17 protein-coding genes and 1 pseudogene are annotated in these 18,392 nt (G+C 44.5%); 10 read left to right on the top strand and 8 right to left on the bottom strand.

Translation table 11 applies throughout. The features are described from left to right. Window positions 1–145 precede the first annotated feature (145 nt). Window positions 146–340, top strand: a pseudogene (locus J1C91_RS09820) (RhtB family transporter); the annotation flags it as partial. A 66-nt stretch (window positions 341–406) separates the two neighbouring features. Then, window positions 407–1,078 carry a hypothetical protein gene (locus J1C91_RS09815; RefSeq protein WP_002903346.1) on the top strand — a complete coding sequence of 224 codons (672 nt, stop codon included), beginning with the start codon at window positions 407–409 and terminating at the stop codon, window positions 1,076–1,078. Between the two features lie 120 nt (window positions 1,079–1,198). Here the strand turns inward: J1C91_RS09815 and J1C91_RS09810 are convergent, their stop codons facing one another. Beyond that, window positions 1,199–2,071, bottom strand: a complete 873-nt coding sequence (locus J1C91_RS09810) for an AraC family transcriptional regulator (protein WP_002896563.1) — start codon at window positions 2,069–2,071, stop codon at window positions 1,199–1,201. 105 nt (window positions 2,072–2,176) lie between these two features. Here J1C91_RS09810 and J1C91_RS09805 point away from each other — a divergent pair, with 105 nt between their 5' ends. Then, complete coding sequence (locus tag J1C91_RS09805) at window positions 2,177–3,622, top strand: glycoside hydrolase family 1 protein (protein WP_312023172.1); 1,446 nt, start codon at window positions 2,177–2,179, stop codon at window positions 3,620–3,622. A gap of 75 nt (window positions 3,623–3,697) precedes the next feature. On the opposite strand, the gene J1C91_RS09800 is transcribed toward J1C91_RS09805, so the two are convergent. From J1C91_RS09800 to J1C91_RS09790, 3 genes are all read right to left on the bottom strand, one after another. After that, the gene (locus tag J1C91_RS09800) at window positions 3,698–5,422 is read right to left on the bottom strand and encodes an ABC transporter permease/substrate binding protein (protein WP_002910643.1); all 1,725 of its coding nucleotides are present in this window, start codon (window positions 5,420–5,422) and stop codon (window positions 3,698–3,700) included. A 14-nt stretch (window positions 5,423–5,436) separates the two neighbouring features. Further along, window positions 5,437–6,627 (bottom strand): quaternary amine ABC transporter ATP-binding protein, encoded by a 1,191-nt coding sequence (locus tag J1C91_RS09795; protein WP_002898349.1) that lies wholly within the window; start codon window positions 6,625–6,627, stop codon window positions 5,437–5,439. 247 nt (window positions 6,628–6,874) lie between these two features. Further along, complete coding sequence (locus tag J1C91_RS09790; protein ID WP_002896558.1) at window positions 6,875–7,516, bottom strand: GntR family transcriptional regulator; 642 nt, start codon at window positions 7,514–7,516, stop codon at window positions 6,875–6,877. 184 nt (window positions 7,517–7,700) lie between these two features. Here J1C91_RS09790 and J1C91_RS09785 point away from each other — a divergent pair, with 184 nt between their 5' ends. The 7 genes from J1C91_RS09785 to J1C91_RS09755 all read left to right on the top strand — a co-directional run bounded on the left by J1C91_RS09785 (window position 7,701) and on the right by J1C91_RS09755 (window position 14,939). After that, window positions 7,701–8,558, top strand: coding sequence for a Cof-type HAD-IIB family hydrolase (locus tag J1C91_RS09785; RefSeq protein WP_185761313.1), 858 nt, complete (start codon window positions 7,701–7,703; stop codon window positions 8,556–8,558). After that, on the top strand, window positions 8,558–9,190 hold the full coding sequence (locus tag J1C91_RS09780; RefSeq protein ID WP_002903338.1) for an SGNH/GDSL hydrolase family protein: 633 nt from the start codon (window positions 8,558–8,560) through the stop codon (window positions 9,188–9,190). The genes J1C91_RS09785 and J1C91_RS09780 overlap by 1 nt, the downstream gene beginning before the upstream one ends. Before the next feature lie 145 nt (window positions 9,191–9,335). Then, entirely contained in the window at window positions 9,336–9,731 is a 396-nt protein-coding gene (locus tag J1C91_RS09775; RefSeq protein WP_002903337.1) for a CopY/TcrY family copper transport repressor, read from the top strand. 18 nt (window positions 9,732–9,749) lie between these two features. Beyond that, window positions 9,750–10,121: a cupredoxin domain-containing protein gene (locus tag J1C91_RS09770; protein ID WP_002901455.1), complete on the top strand. Its 372-nt coding sequence runs from the start codon at window positions 9,750–9,752 to the stop codon at window positions 10,119–10,121. 10 nt (window positions 10,122–10,131) lie between these two features. Then, window positions 10,132–12,354 carry a heavy metal translocating P-type ATPase gene (locus J1C91_RS09765; RefSeq protein ID WP_023916820.1) on the top strand — a complete coding sequence of 741 codons (2,223 nt, stop codon included), beginning with the start codon at window positions 10,132–10,134 and terminating at the stop codon, window positions 12,352–12,354. Window positions 12,355–12,705: 351 nt separating this feature from the next. Continuing rightward, window positions 12,706–14,481: a pyruvate oxidase gene (gene spxB / locus J1C91_RS09760; RefSeq protein WP_125438439.1), complete on the top strand. Its 1,776-nt coding sequence runs from the start codon at window positions 12,706–12,708 to the stop codon at window positions 14,479–14,481. Between the two features lie 110 nt (window positions 14,482–14,591). Further along, on the top strand, window positions 14,592–14,939 hold the full coding sequence (locus J1C91_RS09755; RefSeq protein WP_002910637.1) for a VOC family protein: 348 nt from the start codon (window positions 14,592–14,594) through the stop codon (window positions 14,937–14,939). Between the two features lie 137 nt (window positions 14,940–15,076). On the opposite strand, the gene J1C91_RS09750 is transcribed toward J1C91_RS09755, so the two are convergent. The 4 genes from J1C91_RS09750 to J1C91_RS09735 form a co-directional block, all read right to left on the bottom strand. Continuing rightward, window positions 15,077–15,952 (bottom strand): cysteine ABC transporter substrate-binding protein, encoded by an 876-nt coding sequence (locus tag J1C91_RS09750; RefSeq protein WP_002911194.1) that lies wholly within the window; start codon window positions 15,950–15,952, stop codon window positions 15,077–15,079. An 88-nt stretch (window positions 15,953–16,040) separates the two neighbouring features. Beyond that, on the bottom strand, window positions 16,041–16,790 hold the full coding sequence (locus tag J1C91_RS09745; RefSeq protein WP_002910634.1) for an amino acid ABC transporter ATP-binding protein: 750 nt from the start codon (window positions 16,788–16,790) through the stop codon (window positions 16,041–16,043). 8 nt (window positions 16,791–16,798) lie between these two features. Further along, window positions 16,799–17,476, bottom strand: a complete 678-nt coding sequence (locus J1C91_RS09740; protein ID WP_002901449.1) for an amino acid ABC transporter permease — start codon at window positions 17,474–17,476, stop codon at window positions 16,799–16,801. Next, on the bottom strand, window positions 17,436–18,116 hold the full coding sequence (locus tag J1C91_RS09735) for an amino acid ABC transporter permease (protein WP_002910633.1): 681 nt from the start codon (window positions 18,114–18,116) through the stop codon (window positions 17,436–17,438). Before J1C91_RS09735 ends, J1C91_RS09740 begins: the two co-directional genes overlap by 41 nt. Window positions 18,117–18,392: the final 276 nt, after the last annotated feature.

Here is an 18,392-nt window from a genome sequence, read left to right as displayed (position 1 = left end):
TTACCAATCTGGTTTTTGCTGTTTTGAAATTTAAGATTTTGTTATAATTAAAAAGGATTATAGAACTGTTAATGAATGAAACTGACCGCTTTCGAGCTCGTCTATTATGTTATTGGAAAGAAAATAAAATGTATTTTGGTTTGAGGCTTCTTTTGTATTTTATACCCATGTTTATCTTGTTTTTGTTGCTAGTGTGCTCCCTGGTTTTGATGATTTTCTGCCTGTTTTTGCAGAGAAATTTCTTCAAAGAAAAGCAGGGGCGCAATTTGTTGCTAGCTATCTTTTGGTTAGGACTCTTCAATCTCCTGCTGAACTTGCTAGTATAGAAATGATTGGATGATAGGAACTAGCTTTATCCTTGTTCGTTGAAACTAAATATTGGTTGAGAATTAAAGAAAGGCGAAATATGAATTTTTTTGAACAACTTTTTCTTTTAATAGACTTTTTAATTCACTTTTTACCACTCTTATTTATCTTTGTTGTTTTTATTGTTTCATGGATAGTTTATATCTGTATAAAGAAACCTTTCTACAAAAGCATTTATGGGAAAGTGATTAGTCTACTCTTTTTGGGAACCTTGATTTGGAATCTGGTTTATTTTGGCGGAGAAGATCATGGTGGCTCTTACCAATTAGTAAAATTAAAGCCAGGTGAAGCTGTTTATGTAAAGATTAAAAAGCCTTATCTTGACCTAATAAAGGGTTCAGGAGTCAGTGTTTTAAAATTTAAAGATAAAACAGATGGGAAAATTAGAATATACGATTCTTATTTGAGAGAGCAGATAGATGAAAATGAGTATATCTATGATGCAGAAAAAAAGTCTGTTCACTACTATAATGAAAAGGATGGGGGGATAACAATCCCAAACGAACAGGCTTTATCCGATTTAGGTGTTGAGTTTAACGAAAACTATAGCATTGATGTCAACTTTACCCAAAATAGAGCGTTTGTTTTTAGTGTAAGCGACAGTGATCAAGATATCACTGTCCAAAACGAATCAGATAAACCCATATCTTTTTATATCAAAGCCTATCACAGAGTCTATGGCTCAGAAGGTAGGGACCGAGATCTAGAATAATATCTTACAAAACATGTTGCTGTTTCAATACTTCTTATAATATTAGCATTACAAAAAACGAATACCTCCTAGCATATTTTGTCAGCAGGTATTCGTCTTTTTATTTTCCATTGTAGAGCTTCATTTCTTCCGATACTGACTTGGTGTCATTTGATAGTATTTTTTGAACTGGCGGTTGAAGTTGGACAGGTTATTAAAGCCAGCTTGGCTGGAGATTTCTAGTACAGAGAGGTTGGAGTGCTGCAGGAGTTCGGCTGCCTTGCGCAAGCGGAATTGGATTAGGTACTCAATGCAGGAAACGCCCAGATGCTTCTTGAAGAAGTTCATGAAATGGGTGGAGCTGTAGCCGCAGATGCCAGCCAGTTGGTCAATATTCAGGTCTTCTTGGTAGTGGGCATTGATGTAGTCGATGATGGAGCGAATCTTTTCTTCCTTGCGATAGCCTTCGGGTGATAGGTCTTTGGAAATGACATAGCCATTCTCAAAGAGCAGGTAGAAGAGCTGGTTAAGCTGGGCTTTGAGCTGAAACTCGTAGTGAGATTTGCGGAAATAGCCTGTTTCCATAGCTGCTAAGAGGCACTGGCGAATCTCGGCATAGGCCGTATCCGTAGGCTTGATAACATGAGTCAAGTCCAACTGGCCATTGTAGAGGGGCTGCAGGTAGTTGATGCTGGCCTGGTCCATGGCAGAGTAGCCCATCAGATCCAGATGGAAATTAATAGCGTCCATATAATGGCGCTCGTCATTGATGGGGTGGATGGAGTGCAGGGCATTAGGGCGAATCAGGATAATATCACCTTTTTCGCTGTTAAAGTAGTCGTCGTCAATATGAAATTGTGCTTTTCCTTCGTGGACATAAATCATTTCAACATCGGTATGCCAGTGAAAAAGAATATCTGGATGACCATTCTCAGTGATGGTGCGGGTCAGAGAATAAGGGGTTCCTTGGTTTTTAAAAACGGTATTTTTATGTAGTTGGCCTAAATCAATCATGGGGACACTCTTTCATAGAATAGTACAATTAATTAAGATAATTGTGTTAGAAAATATGTTTGACAACTATTATAATATAAATACAAAAAAAACGAAAGTGAGAAAATGCAAATGGGTAAATTTCCGCAGAATTTCCTCTGGGGCGGTGCAACTGCAGCCAACCAGTATGAAGGCGCCTATAATCTGGATGGAAAAGGCCTGTCTGTTCAGGATGTGACTCCAAAAGGCGGAGTGCCAGCCAAGCCAGGTGATTGCAATCCTTTGATTACCGAGGGGCCGACACCAGATAATCTCAAGCTAGAAGGGATTGATTTCTACCATCGTTATAAGGAGGACATTGCCCTCTTTGCGGAGATGGGTTTCAAGGTTTACCGGACTTCCATTGCCTGGTCTCGGATTTTCCCAAATGGAGACGAGCAGGAGCCCAATGAAGCTGGTCTGCAATTCTATGACAATCTTTTTGATGAACTGGCTAAATATGGCATTGAGCCGCTGATTACCCTGTCTCACTATGAAACGCCCCTGCATTTAGCGCGTCAGTACAATGGCTGGGCAAACCGTGATTTGATTGGCTTCTACGAGCGCTATGTTCGCACGGTTTTTACCCGCTATAAGGACAAGGTCAAGTATTGGCTGACCTTTAATGAAATCAACTCTGTTCTCCATGCACCCTTTATGAGCGGAGGCATTGCCACGCCAGCTGAAGAACTATCCAAGCAGGACCTCTATCAAGCGGTCCACCATGAGCTAGTGGCTTCTGCCTTGGCAACGAAAATTGGTCATGAGATTAATCCTGATTTTAAGATTGGCTGTATGGTTCTCGCCATGCCGGCCTATCCTATGACACCTAAGCCTGAAGATGTGCTGGCAGCTCGGGAATTTGAAAATCAAAACTACCTCTTCTCTGATATCCATGCGCGTGGAAAATATCCAGCCTATATCAATCGTTTCTTCAAGGAGAATGGGATTGAGATTCAGTTTGCGCCGGGAGACAAAGAGCTTTTGGCTGAAAATACTGTAGACTTTATTTCCTTCTCCTACTACATGAGTGTGGTTGCGGCTCATGATCCGGAAAATTATTCTTCCGGCCGAGGCAATCTTTTAGGTGGCACCCTAAATCCTCATCTGGCTAGCTCGGAATGGGGCTGGCAGATTGACCCAGTCGGCCTGCGCTTGGTGTTAAATAGCTTTTATGACCGCTATCAGCTCCCTCTCTTCATTGTGGAAAATGGTCTCGGGGCCAAGGATGTCTTGGTGGATGGTCCAAATGGCCCAAGGGTTGAAGATGACTACCGCATTGATTATCTCAAACAGCACTTGCAGCAGGTAGGAGAAGCGTTGGAAGATGGCGTAGAACTGCTAGGTTACACAACTTGGGGCTGTATTGACCTGGTCTCAGCCAGCACGGCAGAACTCAGCAAGCGTTATGGCTTTATCTACGTTGACCGCAACGATGACGGCAGCGGAACTCTAGCCTGCTACAAGAAAAAATCTTTTGATTGGTACAAAGAAGTCATTGCGACGAATGGAGACAGTCTCTATCAGGATTGAATGACTTAAACAAAATAGAATGGCTCCTTATAAAATAAAGGATGAATCTTTTGATTCATCCTTTTTTCTATACTTTTATTTCTTCCAGTTTTCGACTTCTTTTTGGTGGTTTTTGATCCACTCCTTGGCTGCAGCTTCTGGTGAGCTGCCTTCGTTAATCTTAAGCATGACTTCTTCCATGTCCTTTTGGGTCCAGTTGAAGTTATTCAGGACCTTATTGACTTCTGGTAAGTCCTTGTCTAGATTTTTTCGAGTCATAGTGTGGATAGCTTCCTTGCCACCCATGGTTCCCTTAGGATCCTTGAGGTATTTGAGGTCGTATTTGGAGAACATCCAGTGAGGTGACCAGCCGGTTACGATGATATCTTCTTTATTCTTAATAGCCTGATCCAGAGCAGTGGTCATGGCTCCTGTTGAGGAAGAAGAAAGATTCCAGCCACTGAGATTGCTGTATTCTTGCATAGTCTTCTCAGTCGCGGTCATGATACCAGCACCGGGCTCAATACCTGTGATGGTTTTCTTGGCTTGGTCTGACAGGTCTTCGATAGAGTCAGCATCCATATAACTTGGTACGACTAGTCCTGTCTTAACGCCCTCAAGGTTTGGCCCCAAGTCCACTAGCTTATCCTTGTACTCTTCATAGAGAGCAGCATGGGTAGTCGGCAACCAGGCAGAAACCATGGCATCGGCTTCGCCATTAGCAACGGACTTCCACATAACGGCATTGTCCAGCGGTGTGATGGTGACATCGTAGCCCATTTCCTTGAGAGCTTCCGCTACGACATTGGTTGAGGCAACTTCGGAGTCCCATTCAACATAGGCAAGGTTGACTTTTTCTTTTTTGCTTTGCTGGAGCTTGGTCACTTGATTTCCGACAAAGGCTGTCAGGATGACAGCAGCCAGAGCAGACCAGAGCATAATCTTGTTGCGTTTTTCCTTGGCAGTGACCGGTGATTTTTTAGCCAGAGGTTGGTTGAGCTTCTGGGTCAGGCGGTCAATGATAATGGCCAAGATAACCAGAGATACCCCATTGACAAAGCCGGAACCGATGTCGGCATGCTGCAAGGCAGAGAGAACGCCGCGGCCCAGTCCTGGCGCCCCAATCATAGAGGCAGTAACGACCATAGATAGAGCTAACATGATGGTCTGATTGACCCCAGCTAGGATAGTATTTTTAGCCAGAGGCAGCTCAACTTTGAAGAGCTTCTGCTTGCCAGTGCCCCCGAAGGAGTCTGACGCTTCAATCAGCTCGGTTGGAATCTGACGAATGGCTAGATTTGTAAAGCGGACAGTCGGTGGCAGGGCAAAGATGACAGAGGCAAAGACTCCAGGCACCATACCAATACCGAAGAAGGCCACGGCCGGTATCAGGTAGACAAAGGCCGGCATGGTCTGCATAAAATCCAGCAATGGTTTGATAACGGCTTCGACACGGTTGCTCTTAGCCATCCAAATCCCCAGTGGAATACCGATGATAATGGAAATGGCACTGGAGACGATGACCAAGGTCACAGTGTTCATGAGATTTTCCCAGAGGCCTTGGTTGTAAACAAAGAGCAAGCCTAGGAAGGTGAGCAGGGGCAGTCCCAGCTTACGTTTGGAAATCAAATAGGTAAAAATAGTGATGACTGCGATAAAGAGCAGGGGCGGAATGAAGAGCAGGGTGTCTGTCATTCCATTCATGATGGCATTTCCGATAGCCTGAAGGACCGAGAAAAGTCCGGAGAAGGTATCAGTTACCCAGTTAGTAAAGGCCTCAACCCATTGAGAAACGGGGATTGGCTGTTGTAAAATATTCAAAATACGAACCTCCCTTATTCTTCAGATTCAGTAGTATTGGCCAAGGCTTCGATGACTCGACCTTTGATAATAACGCCGACTAACTTGTCCTTATCATCTACAACGGCCAGAGGCGCTGGTGAATCGTAAATCAGCGGGAAAATATCAGTAATCAGGGTTTCCTGAGTGACCTTGCGGACGTTCTTATCAATCACTTCAGCCAGTGCTTGATGTTGCTTGCGGGCATCTCGAGCGGCTTCGGCAGTTAGACTACCCTTAAGATGTCGCTTCCTATCCACAGCCAGCAGCATACTGACCTCTTCTTTTTTCATCCGATTAAGAGCCACGGTTGGTCCGTCAATGTCAATGTTAGTAGTCAGTGGCGTTGTCATGATATTCTGGGCAGTCAAGACCTTGGAGCGGTCCACATCTTCAACGAACTCTCGAACGAAGTCGTTGGCTGGATTGGTCAGGATTTCCTCACCGGTGCCAATTTGCATAATCTGACCGTCAGCCATAATAGCAATACGGTCACCGATACGCAGGGCCTCATTGAGATCGTGGGTGATAAAGATAATAGTACGCTCATGCTCTGCCTGCAGATCCAGCAGTTCATCCTGCATTTCTCGGCGGATAAGGGGATCTAGAGCTGAGAAGGCTTCGTCCATGAGCAGAATATCAGGATTGTTGGCCAAAGCTCGAGCTAGACCGACCCGCTGCTGCATCCCACCGGAGAGCTGATCGGGGTATTGATCCTTGAAGGACAGGAGACCGGCATTGTCCAGAGCTTGTTCAGCTAGGCGCGTGCGCTCTTCCTTATCAACACCTCGAACTTCCAGACCGAACTCAGTATTTTCCAAAATGGTCCGATGCGGGAAGAGTCCAAAGTTTTGGAAGACCATATTGAGCTTGTGGCGGCGAACGTCACGCAGCTCCTCTTCGTTCATCTTGGCCACATCTTGGCCGTCAATGTAAATGTCGCCTGATGTTGGGTCAATCAATCGGTTGAGCAGGCGGATAAGGGTAGACTTCCCACTACCGGACAGTCCCATGATGACAAAAATTTCTCCGGTCTGAACCTCAAAGTTTACATCGTAAACTCCGACAGTAGCACCTGTTTTTTCTAAAATTTCCGTCTTGCTTTTGGCTTGCTGCACCATTTCTAGTGCCTGCTTTTGCCTTTTTCCGAAAATTTTAGTCAAATGTTTTACTTCTAGTTTATTCAACGTATTTCTCCTTTTACACAAGTGACTACATATTTATTTTGATGAGTTGTCACTTAAAAGACCATCACAGTATAACATCGTGTGGTCACTTTGTCAAACCCAAAAGACCGTCAGACCGGCCTTTTTCGGCTATTATAAAAAAGGGAGTGGGGATTTTTGGAATATTTCTGAAAGTCATAAAAACCTTGTCAGACAGCGGATTCGCCTGTCTATTCTGCTTTTTGACAAAGAAAAAACAAGCGCTGTTTCACTTGTTTGTTTCAATTTCATTAAAAAATAAATTATGCATCAAACCGACTGATAATTCGTTGCCAACAAAGTAGATAGTATTGCCGGCTTCCAGCTTGGTATAAGGACCAGGCGAGATTAGGAGTTGGTCGCCCTGCTGTACTGCGACAATGGTAGCGCCAGTCGAGTGCCAGATATTGAGTTCATTGATAGATTTTCCTAGATTAATGGCGTCTGCTGAGAGCTGGAGCTCGTAGGGATTGAAAGGGAAGCGCTGCTGGACATCTTTTGTTCGACTGAGAAGCTGGTTAAGCAACTGGGAAAAGTTGGCAAATTCTTCCTCTTGGCGCTGGATGCTCTGGTGGAGCTTGCTTTTGAGGTCCTGCAGAGAGTTGACATCTTTATAGGTCTCAAGGAACTGCTGGGCTTTTTCCTTGGAAGAAATGAAGGCTCCACTGCCATGACGGACTTCCATGATTTCCAGATCTACCAGCACATTGATAGCCTTGCGGGCTGTCTCAGGGGAGACATTGAAGTTACTGGCTAGGGTAGAGCGGGCATAGATCTTGCTGCCGATAGGATATTTGCCGTCAACAATTCGCTCGGCAATGGCGACGGCAATCTGCTGGTAGCGTGGGAATGCGACTTCTTTTTTGCTCATGAGGACCTCCAATTTTACGACAGGAATATAGCTATGATTATAATATAAAACTGGAAGATTGAAAAGTGCTCTTTGTAAAATCGACCGTCTTATCCGCCTCTTCTTGCCTTTCTTTTTACTTTTTTAAGTAGTATAATATGTCTAAAAGTTAGAGGTTTTCTGGAAAAGGGGCGGTCCAAATTGGATGATAAAGATAGGAATGGATAAAAAGATGACTGTAAAGATGATAGCGACAGATATGGATGGAACCTTGCTGGACGGACAGGGACAGCTGGATTTGCCGCGTCTGACCACTATTTTAGATGAGCTGGAGAAGAGAGACATTCGCTTTGTGGTGGCTACTGGCAATGAAATTCCACGGATGCGACTGCTATTGGGAGATTTGGTAGAACGAATGACCTTGGTAGTCGCCAACGGAGCGAGGATTTTTGAAAAGAATCAGCTAAGCATGAGCAGTTTCTGGGAACCTGGATTGATTAGGGATGCGTTGGCTTATTTTTCTGGTCGTGAAAGGGAGCTTCAGCTGGTTGTGACCTCCGAAAGAGGCGGCTTTGTTCAGGAGGGAACAGAGTTTCCCTTGATTGAAAAGGTTATGACCAAGGAAATGGCCCAGCTTTTCTATAAGCGTATGAATTTTGTTCCTAGTCTTCAGGATTATCCCTTTGACAAGGTCTTGAAAATGAGTATGATGGTAGAAGAGGCTGCAGCAGCAGAGCATGCTCGTTTGATTAATCAGCATTTTGCAGGCCGATTGAGCGCTGTTCCCAGTGGTTATGGAGCCATTGACATCCTCCAAGATGGGATGCACAAGGCCTGGGGCTTGCAGCAACTGATGGCTAAGTGGCAGATTCAAAGCTCGGAAATCATGGCTTTTGGCGATAGTGAAAATGACATAGAAATGCTTGAATTAGCTGGTATTTCTTACGCTATGGAGAATGGGGATGAGCGGGTCAAAAAGGTAGCAGATTACCTAGCGCCGGCCAATACAGAAGCCGGTGTTCTACAGGTGATTGAGCAATACTTAGAAGAGGAAAAAGAATAATGACAGTACAATTACTAGAAGAATGGCTTCTCAAGGAGCAGGCAAAATTGCAGCAAAACTACAGAGAACTCAATCAACTCTCCGTCAAGGATCCAGACATCATCTTTATCGGAGACTCCATTGTGGAATACTATCCTCTCTATGAGCTCCTGCAGACGGATAAAAGGCTGGTCAACCGCGGCATTCGGGGCTATAAGACTGATTTGCTTTTAGAAAATCTGGATGCCCATCTCTTTGGGCAGGCTTTGGATAAGGTCTTTATCCTGATAGGTACCAATGACATTGGCAAGGAGATGCCTCAGACAGAAACGCTGTCCAATTTGGAAGCCGTTATTCAGGAGATTTCTCGTGACTATCCTCTGGCTCAGCTCCAGTTGCTGTCGGTCCTGCCGGTCAATGAAGATCCAGCCTACAAGAGCACGGTCTATGTCCGCAGCAATGAAAAGATTCAGGCCCTCAATCAGGCCTATCGCCAGCTGGCTAACGCCTACATGAATGTCCAATTTATTGATCTCTACGATGCTTTTCTGGACGAGAAAGGCCAGCTGCGCCCAGACTACACAACTGACGGCCTCCATCTGACCATTGCTGGCTATGCAGCCCTGTCCAAGGCTTTGCAGGAGACGTTATAGAGATAAAAATAGGGAGCGAAAAAAGCCCAACCAGACAAATCTTCAAAGGAAGATTTTTTTTAAAAACTTTTGGTTGACAAATGTAAATCTTAGAGATAAAATAGTATCATAAGATTTACAAATGTAGATTTTGAAAGGAGAAGCTATGCAAATTTCCAATGCGGAATGGCGCATCATGAAGATTATCTGGATGGAAGGCAAGCAGACCAGCACGGATTTGATCGCCGTCTTGTCCGAGCGCTTTGACTGGTCGAAGTCGACGGTCAAGACTCTCTTGACCCGCTTGGTGGAGAAAGGATGTTTGACTAGAGAAAAATCAGGCAAAGCCTTTGTTTACTCGGCTTTGTTGAAGCAGGACCAGAGTTTAGACTTGGTCGTTGAGGATGTGAAAGACAAGGTTTGCTCCAAAAGGATTGTCCAGGTGCTTGAAAACTTGATTCAGGAGAGTGACTTTACGCTTGCAGATCTTAATCAGCTGCAGCAGGTCCTGGAAGAAAAGAAAGCAGAGGCTGTCGAAACAGTCCCTTGCAATTGTATGTAGTAGAAAGAAGGAAATTCCATGTTTGGATTGTTGATTAGTATTGTTTGTTTACTTGTGGTTGCTTTTATTGCTTGGTGGTTCTTTGCAGAGCATGAAAAGGTAAGCGGCCACGCTCGTCAGAAATCAGGTTATCAAGAAATTGAAGTCGAAGTCATGGGGGGCTATTCGCCTGAAACCATTGTCCTGAAAAAGAATGTTCCAGCCCGGATCATCTTTAATCGCAAGGATCCATCTTCATGTCTGGCTCAAGTGATCTTTCCAGATTTTGGCGTTCACGAAGATTTGCCTTTAGGTGAAAAACATGTCATTGAAATTACGCCAGAAAAAGCGGGCGAATATGGGTATTCATGTGGAATGAACATGATGCATGGTCACATGATTGTGGAATAAAGGAGTAGGTATGGTAGAAAAACAAAAAGCAGTTGTGGAAAACGGAGTGCAAAAGATCCGTATTACAGCAGAAAAGGGCTATAGTCCCAAAGAATTTCAACTTCAAAAAGGGATCCCTGCTGAAATCACCTTCCATCGGGTCAATCCTTCCGGCTGTTACAAGGAAATTTTGTTTGAAGATCAGGGGATTTTAGAGCCTTTGGAAGTCGGTGTGGATAAGGTGATATCCTTTACCCCGACAGAAACAGGGGACTTCGAGTTTTCATGTGGAATGAAGATGCAAAAGGGTTCCTACACGGTTGTGGAAAAACGCCGTCGTGTCTTAAGTTTACGGGATCGCTTTTGGATTACTAGTATCTTTACCCTTCCTTTATTGATCTTGATGATCGGGATGATGGCAGGATTTGTATCCCATACAGTCAGTCGCTGGGGGACTTTTCTAGCGACAACGCCGATCATGTTGGTAGCAGGAGTTCCTTTTATCAAGAGTGCCTGGGCCTCATTTAAGAAGCACCATTCCAATATGGATACCTTGGTAGCTCTTGGAACCCTGGTAGCCTATGTCTATAGTGTATTTGCCCTTTTTACTGGTCAGCCAGTATACTTTGAGGCTGCGGGTTTTATCATCTTCTTTATCCTCTTAGGGCAAATCTTTGAAGAACGGATGCGTAACAATGCCTCCGAGGCTGTGGAAAAGTTGTTGGATTTGCAGGCAAAAACGGCTCAAGTTCTCCGTGATGGGAACTATGTCGAGGTGGCGGCAGAAGATATCCAAATTGATGACTTGATTCGGGTCCGTCCTGGGGAAAAGATTGCGGTTGATGGGACGATTGTAGAAGGAAGTACGACCATTGATGAGTCGATGGTGACAGGTGAAAGCTTGCCTGTGGAAAAATCAGTTGGTGATGCAGTTATCGGCTCCACTATCAACAGCAATGGGACCATTCTCTTTAAGGCTGAAAAAGTCGGTAGTGAGACCCTCTTATCTCAAATTGTGGACTTTGTCAAAATGGCCCAATCCAGTCGTGCTCCTATTCAAGATTTGACGGATAAGATTTCAGGTATCTTTGTTCCAGTGGTGACGATTTTGGCCATTGCGACTTTCTGGGTTTGGTCCGTGCTTCTGGGCGCGTCGCTTCAAGAGGCCATGCTCTATGCAGTCTCTGTCCTCATTATTGCCTGTCCTTGTGCCCTTGGTTTAGCAACCCCAACAGCCCTGATGGTCGGAACCGGCCGTAGTGCCAAGATGGGGGTTCTGATTAAAAATGGAACGGTTCTTCAAGAAGTGCAAAAGATTCAAACCGTTGTGTTTGATAAGACAGGGACTATTACCATTGGCCAACCACTTGTAACCGATGTTGTAGGAGATGAAGCGCGTGTCTTGACACTGGCTGCTAGTCTTGAAACTTTTTCAGAACATCCACTAGCCCAAGCGGTGTTATCCCAAGCAGAAGAAAAAGGTTTGGTGTTATTCCCTGTGGAAAACTTCCAAGCGATTGAAGGAAAAGGGGTCCAAGGTCAGATCGACCAGCAGTTGGTGACCTTGGGAAATGGCAAACTTCATGACGGGACAGCGATGGATCCGGAGCTTGAAAAACGGATGGTAGAGTTGCAAGAGCAGGCCAAAACAGTGATCAGTTTGTCTGTGGATGGGCAAGTGATTGGCTTGATTGCCATTCAAGATGCTCCGAAGGCCAGCTCAAAAGAAGCGATCAAAAAGCTCAAAGAACGGGGCTTGAAAACGGTCATGTTAACGGGGGATAATGAACGGGTGGCCCAAGCTATTGCTAAGCAAGTGGGAATTGACACCGTCATTGCTGATGTCCTTCCTCAAGAAAAAGCTAGCGCCATCCAAAAACTGCAAGAAGCTAGCAAGGTCGCCTTTGTTGGAGATGGGATCAATGATGCTCCAGCTCTCTCGATCGCAGATGTGGGGATCGCTATGGGATCTGGAACGGATATTGCGATCGAGTCCGGTGGCATCGTGCTCACGCAAAATGATTTACTTGGCGTTGTGCGCGCCTTTGACATGAGTCAAAAGACCTTCCGCAGGATCTTACTCAATCTCTTCTGGGCCTCTATCTACAATATCCTTGGGCTTCCAATTGCTGCTGGAGTCTTTGTAGGACTGGGATTGACCCTCAATCCAGAACTAGCAGGTCTTGCTATGGCCCTTAGTTCTTTGTCTGTTTTGACTAGCTCGCTGCTTCTCAATGTTGAGAAAATTGATTAAATGAAATAAAAAGTGATACAGAATTTTGTATCGCTTTTTGTTTGATTTCCTACAGCTACAAGTCTTAGAGGTGCATGCAAATTATAATAAAATATCCTATTTTACTATAGTTTGTGAAATTTTCTCAAAAAAAGAGCATCTGTTATGTAATAGGGATTGAGCATCTCTGAGCAGATTCTTATATATGTGAATCTCTTTGTGATAAATTAATACTGTAATCGTTTTGTAAATCGTTTTCATGAGAAATGTCAGAAAAAACTCATTTTCAAAACGAAACCTGATCGCAAAGATGGAGTAGAAGCGCTATGCTACATTTTTAAAGGATCAAAATAGATTTAAAGGAGAGTTAGAATGACTCAAGGAAAAATTACTGCATCTGCAGCAATGCTCAACGTATTGAAAACATGGGGCGTAGACACCATCTACGGTATCCCATCAGGAACACTCAGCTCACTTATGGATGCTTTGGCTGAAGACAAAGATATCCGTTTTTTGCAAGTTCGCCACGAAGAAACTGGTGCTCTTGCAGCGGTGATGCAAGCTAAATTCGGCGGCTCAATCGGGGTTGCAGTTGGTTCAGGTGGTCCAGGTGCGACCCACTTGATTAACGGTGTGTACGATGCAGCTATGGATAATACTCCATTCCTTGCTATCCTTGGATCACGTCCAGTCAACGAACTCAACATGGATGCCTTCCAAGAGCTTAACCAAAACCCAATGTACAACGGTATCGCTGTCTACAACAAACGTGTCGCTTACGCTGAGCAATTGCCGAAAGTAATCGACGAAGCTTGCCGTGCTGCAGTTTCTAAAAAAGGTCCAGCTGTTGTTGAAATTCCAGTAAACTTTGGTTTCCAAGAAATCGACGAAAACTCATACTACGGTTCAGGTTCATACGAACGTTCATTTATTGCTCCTGCCTTGAACGAAGTTGAAATCGACAAAGCAGTTGAAATCTTGAACAATGCTGAACGTCCAGTTATCTATGCTGGTTACGGTGGTGTCAAAGCTGGTGAAGTCATCACTGAATTGTCACGTAAAATCAAAGCACCAATCATCACAACTGGTAAAAACTTTGAAGCTTTTGAATGGAACTACGAAGGTCTGACAGGTTCTGCTTACCGTGTTGGTTGGAAACCAGCCAACGAAGTTGTCTTTGAGGCAGACACAGTTCTTTTCCTTGGTTCAAACTTCCCATTTGCTGAAGTTTACGAAGCCTTCAAGAACACTGAAAAATTCATCCAAGTGGATATCGATCCTTACAAACTTGGTAAGCGTCATGCCCTTGACGCTTCAATCCTTGGTGATGCAGGTCAAGCAGCGAAAGCAATCCTTGACAAAGTTAACCCAGTTGAATCTACTCCATGGTGGCGTGCAAACGTTAAGAACAACCAAAACTGGCGCGATTACATGAACAAACTCGAAGGTAAAACTGAGGGTGAATTGCAATTGTACCAAGTATACAATGCCATTAACAAACATGCTGACCAAGACGCTATCTACTCAATCGATGTAGGTAACACAACTCAAACATCGACTCGTCACCTTCACATGACACCTAAGAACATGTGGCGTACATCTCCGCTCTTTGCGACAATGGGTATTGCCCTTCCTGGTGGTATCGCTGCTAAGAAAGACAATCCAGATCGCCAAGTATGGAACATCATGGGTGACGGTGCATTTAACATGTGCTACCCAGACGTGATCACAAACGTTCAATATGACCTTCCAGTTATCAACCTTGTCTTCTCAAATGCTGAGTACGGCTTCATCAAGAACAAATACGAAGATACAAACAAACACTTGTTTGGTGTAGACTTCACTAACGCTGACTACGCGAAAATCGCTGAAGCTCAAGGAGCTGTTGGATTTACAGTAGACCGCATCGAAGACATTGACGCAGTCGTTGCAGAAGCTGTAAAACTCAACAAAGAAGGTAAGACTGTTGTCATCGATGCCCGCATCACTCAACACCGTCCGCTTCCAGTAGAAGTACTTGAACTCGATCCAAAACTTCACTCAGAAGATGCGATCAAAGCCTTCAAGGAAAAATACGAAGCAGAAGAACTCGTACCATTCCGCCTCTTCTTGGAAGAAGAAGGATTGCAATCACGCGCAATTAAATAATTCCTCTTGTTGAAAATCAAATGTAAGCTTTGTAGCCTTTATTCTTTGATTTTCCTAGAGTCGAACTTGAAAAGATCGGAGCAATCTGGTCTTTTTCTGGAGAATAGTCAATGAATTTAAATCAATTAGATATTATCGTTTCAAATGTTCCCCAAGTCTGTGCTGACTTGGAGCGTATTTTGGATAAAGAGGCAGACTATGTTGACGACAGTTTTGCTCAGTTCACGATTGGCAGTCATTGCCTCATGTTGTCCCAAAATCATTTGATTCCTTTGGAAAATTTCCAGTCAGGAATCATTCTTCACATCGAGGTTGAGGATGTAAACCAGAACTACAAACGATTGAAAGAGCTTGGTGCTGAGATTTTACACGACCCAGCTGTAACTGATTGGGGAACGGAGTCCCTGCTAGTTAAAGGTCCGGCTGGTCTAGTGATTGATTTTTATCGAATGAAATAGGTCTGTTTAACATAGAAAAAACGCATAAAATCAACTGATTACAAAAGTGTTGATTTTATGCGTTTTTATGTGAACTATTATTATATTTCGGCTAGAAATTAAGTTTTTGTCCAACTTCTTGCTCTATATCAGCAGGTTTATTTAACTTCCCCGCCTTCAACAACTAGGTCGTCAGCCTTAGCAGCTTCGCCGTATGTTGGGTGGAGAGTTTCTTCATAGGCCTTGTGGAAGAAGTTTTCTTTGCCGAGTTTCTTGATTTCGTCGTTGATGTAGTTGAGCAGCTCGGTATTGCCTTTCTGCACAGCTGGGGCAATGGTGTCTGGGTCACCCAGCGAAGTGATGCCAACTTCAAATCCCTTGTTTTCCAGCGCCCAGGCTAGGACTTCAGTATTGTCTGTAGAAAAGGCATCGCCGCGGCCGTCCAGCAGGGCTTGGTAAGCATCGCTGTACTGATCATACTTTTGCAGTTTGATATTCGGGTAGTTCTTTTCAAAGTAGGTTTCAGCCGTGGTTCCCTTGGTGATGATTAGGGTCTTTCCTTCCAACTGCTCAGGCTTGGTGATAACTGAGCCTTTTGGTGATACGACTCCGAGAGATACTTTCATATAAGGCAAGGCGAAGTCAACTTGTTTTTTCCGCTCGTCTGTGACAGTGAAGTTGGCTAGGGTGATATCGACCTTGTTGGAGATTAAGTATTCAGCCCGGTTGGCAGCATCTACAGGCACGTACTCTGGCTTAACACCTAAATCTTTGGCTAGTTGGTCGCCCAGATAAATGTCATAGCCTTGATATTTGCCGTTGTTATCTACATAGCCGAACGGTTTCTTGTCGCTGAAAACTGCAATACGAAGTTTGCCGCTCTTTTTAATTTCCTCTAGGCTGCGAGCCTTGACCGTTTTGCTGGAAGCTGCATCTTTGTTACCAGCATCTTTCTTGCTGGAAGTTCCGCAAGCGACAAGGAAGAAAGCCAGAGTTAGAGTTGTTAAAGCAAAGATTGTTTTAGATAATTTCATAAGAGACTCCTTTATAAGATATGGAAATGCGAAGAAAACACAGAGATACCAAAGAGCAGCCACCTCAGTGGTGGGGTAGGCATAACTGTCAGCCTAGATGACTGAAGTCAAAGACATTGAGAAATTCCTGGGCTCGCTGGGTTTTGGGTTGGCTGAAGAACTGTTGGGCGGTATTTTCCTCGAGGATACCACCTTTGTCCATGAAGATGATCCGATCGGCAATGGCGCGGGCGAACTGCATTTCGTGGGTCACAATCAGCATGGTCCGGCCTTCCTCAGCCAGGTCATTAATAAGCTCAAGCACTTCGCGAACCATCTCGGGATCCAGCGAAGCAGTTACTTCATCAAAAAGGATGATTTCTGGGTGCATGAGGAGCGAACGGACGATTGCCACCCGCTGCTTTTGGCCGCCAGACAGTTGGCGAGCAAAACTGTGCTTTTTATCAGCCAGGCCGACCCGCTCCAGCAGGTTTTCAGCTTCCTTAATGACCTCGTCTTTCTTGCGCCCCTGAGCCTTTATGGGACCAAGAATCAGATTTTGCAGGACATCCAGATGGGGGAAGAGCTCATAGCTTTGAAAGACCATGCCAATCTTCTGACGAACGAGATGGAAGTCCTTTTTCTGGCTGAGGATGGACTGGCCATCCAGTAAAATATCGCCAGACTGGATGCTTTCAAGGCCGTTGATACAGCGAAGCAGGGTCGACTTGCCGCAGCCAGATGATCCTAGGATGACCACGACCTCTCCTTTTTGGACAGAAAGAGACAGGCCTTTAAGGATGGCATTGCTACCGAAAGACTTGCGAATGTCCCGTAATTCTAAAATGATTTCCGACATGATGTCCGTTACTCCTTCCAGATGGTTTCCAAATAAGAGGACAGCTTAGAAATAGGGAAGCAGACTGCGAAGTAAAGCAGCAGAATGCAGCCATAAATCCAAAAAGCAGCAGAAGGGATAGACAGACGATTGCTGTCAATGATCTGCTGGCCGACCTTGACAACCTCAATGACTCCGATAAGGACGATGAGTGAGGTTGTCTTAATCATCCGCGTGATTAGATTAATCGCCTGTGGTAAAAGCCGACGCAGTACCTGTGGGATGATAATGTAGACATAGAGCTGGCGCTGAGACAGTCCCAGTGCCTGACCACTCTCAAACTGATGCTTGGGCAGGGAAGTAATAGCACCTCGTACCAAGTCTCCCATCTCCGCAGTTCCCCAAAGAGAGAAGACGATGATGGCTGAAAGCTCACCAGAGATATTGATGTCGAAATTTCTGGCTAAGCCAAAGTAAACCAGAAAGAGCAGAACCAGCTGGGGCATGACGCGGATAAACTCTAGATAGGCTCTGGACAGAAAGCGCACGACTTTTGAGTGCGAGGTCATGATGATGCCAAAAATAGTTCCCAAGATAAGGGAGATGATGACCGAGAGGATGGAAATACCAATGGTAACGCCCAGCCCCTGTAAGATACGTAAGAAATTATTCCCCTGAAAGAGAACTTGAATGCCCGAATCCTGCACGCCGCAGCCTCCTTTCTATCCAGCTAAAGCCAAGTGAAATTGGCAGCAAAATAATCAGATAAGCAATGACCAACATGAGCAGAGCTGTATCTGTCTCGTAGTAAAGGCCAATCAAGTCCTTAGCTACAAACATTAGGTCTGCCAAGGCAACAGCTGAAAATACTGAGGTTTCCTTGATTAAAAAGATGACATTGGCACTAAAGGAAGGCAGGGCAATAGCTGCAGCCTGAGGCAGGATGACATAGTAGAAGACTTGTACTGGTCGTAGGCCGATAGAGAGTCCGACTTCCCTCTGCGTTTGGCTGACTGCTTCTAGGCCGCTTCGGAAAGACTCAGCCATGTAGGAACCGCCCAGAAAGATTAGCCCAATCGTCGCACAAGCCTCAGAGGATAGAACGAGTCCAACACGAGGCAAGCCAAAGTAGAGAAAGAAAAGCTGCAGCAACAGTGGCGTATTGCGGGAAAACTCGATATAGGCGGTTGCTAGCGGCTTCAAAACTGGAATCTTGTAAAAGCGAATCAGACTGACTAAGAATCCGACAGCAATTGATCCCAAAATCCCCCAAAAGGCGATGAACATGGTTAAAAGAAAGGCCTCTTGATAGAGGGGATAGTAATCACTAACGACGTCCCAGTTCACGGCTCTCACTCCTTAAACACTTGATGTTCCTAGTGTAGCATAGATAACAGACCTTTAGTAATATGTATTTTTTATCGCACTGATAAGGAAAATCTATCACTGGTCTGAAGAGAAATGCTAGATTGGGAGTTTGTTATTTCAGTTGTGAGCTCGATTAAACCAAGGTGGTTATAAAAAATTGCGCTTTGATTTTGGATGAGTATAAAAAGGCTAAAAATCCCTGACCTATGGTATAATAGGATAATATGACAAAAGACAATACTATTTCAAACAAAT

Source organism: Streptococcus sanguinis (assembly GCF_050222175.1).
Taxonomy (GTDB): Bacteria; Bacillota; Bacilli; order Lactobacillales; family Streptococcaceae; genus Streptococcus; species Streptococcus sanguinis_M.
This window is presented reverse-complemented; position numbering and strand designations above follow the sequence as displayed.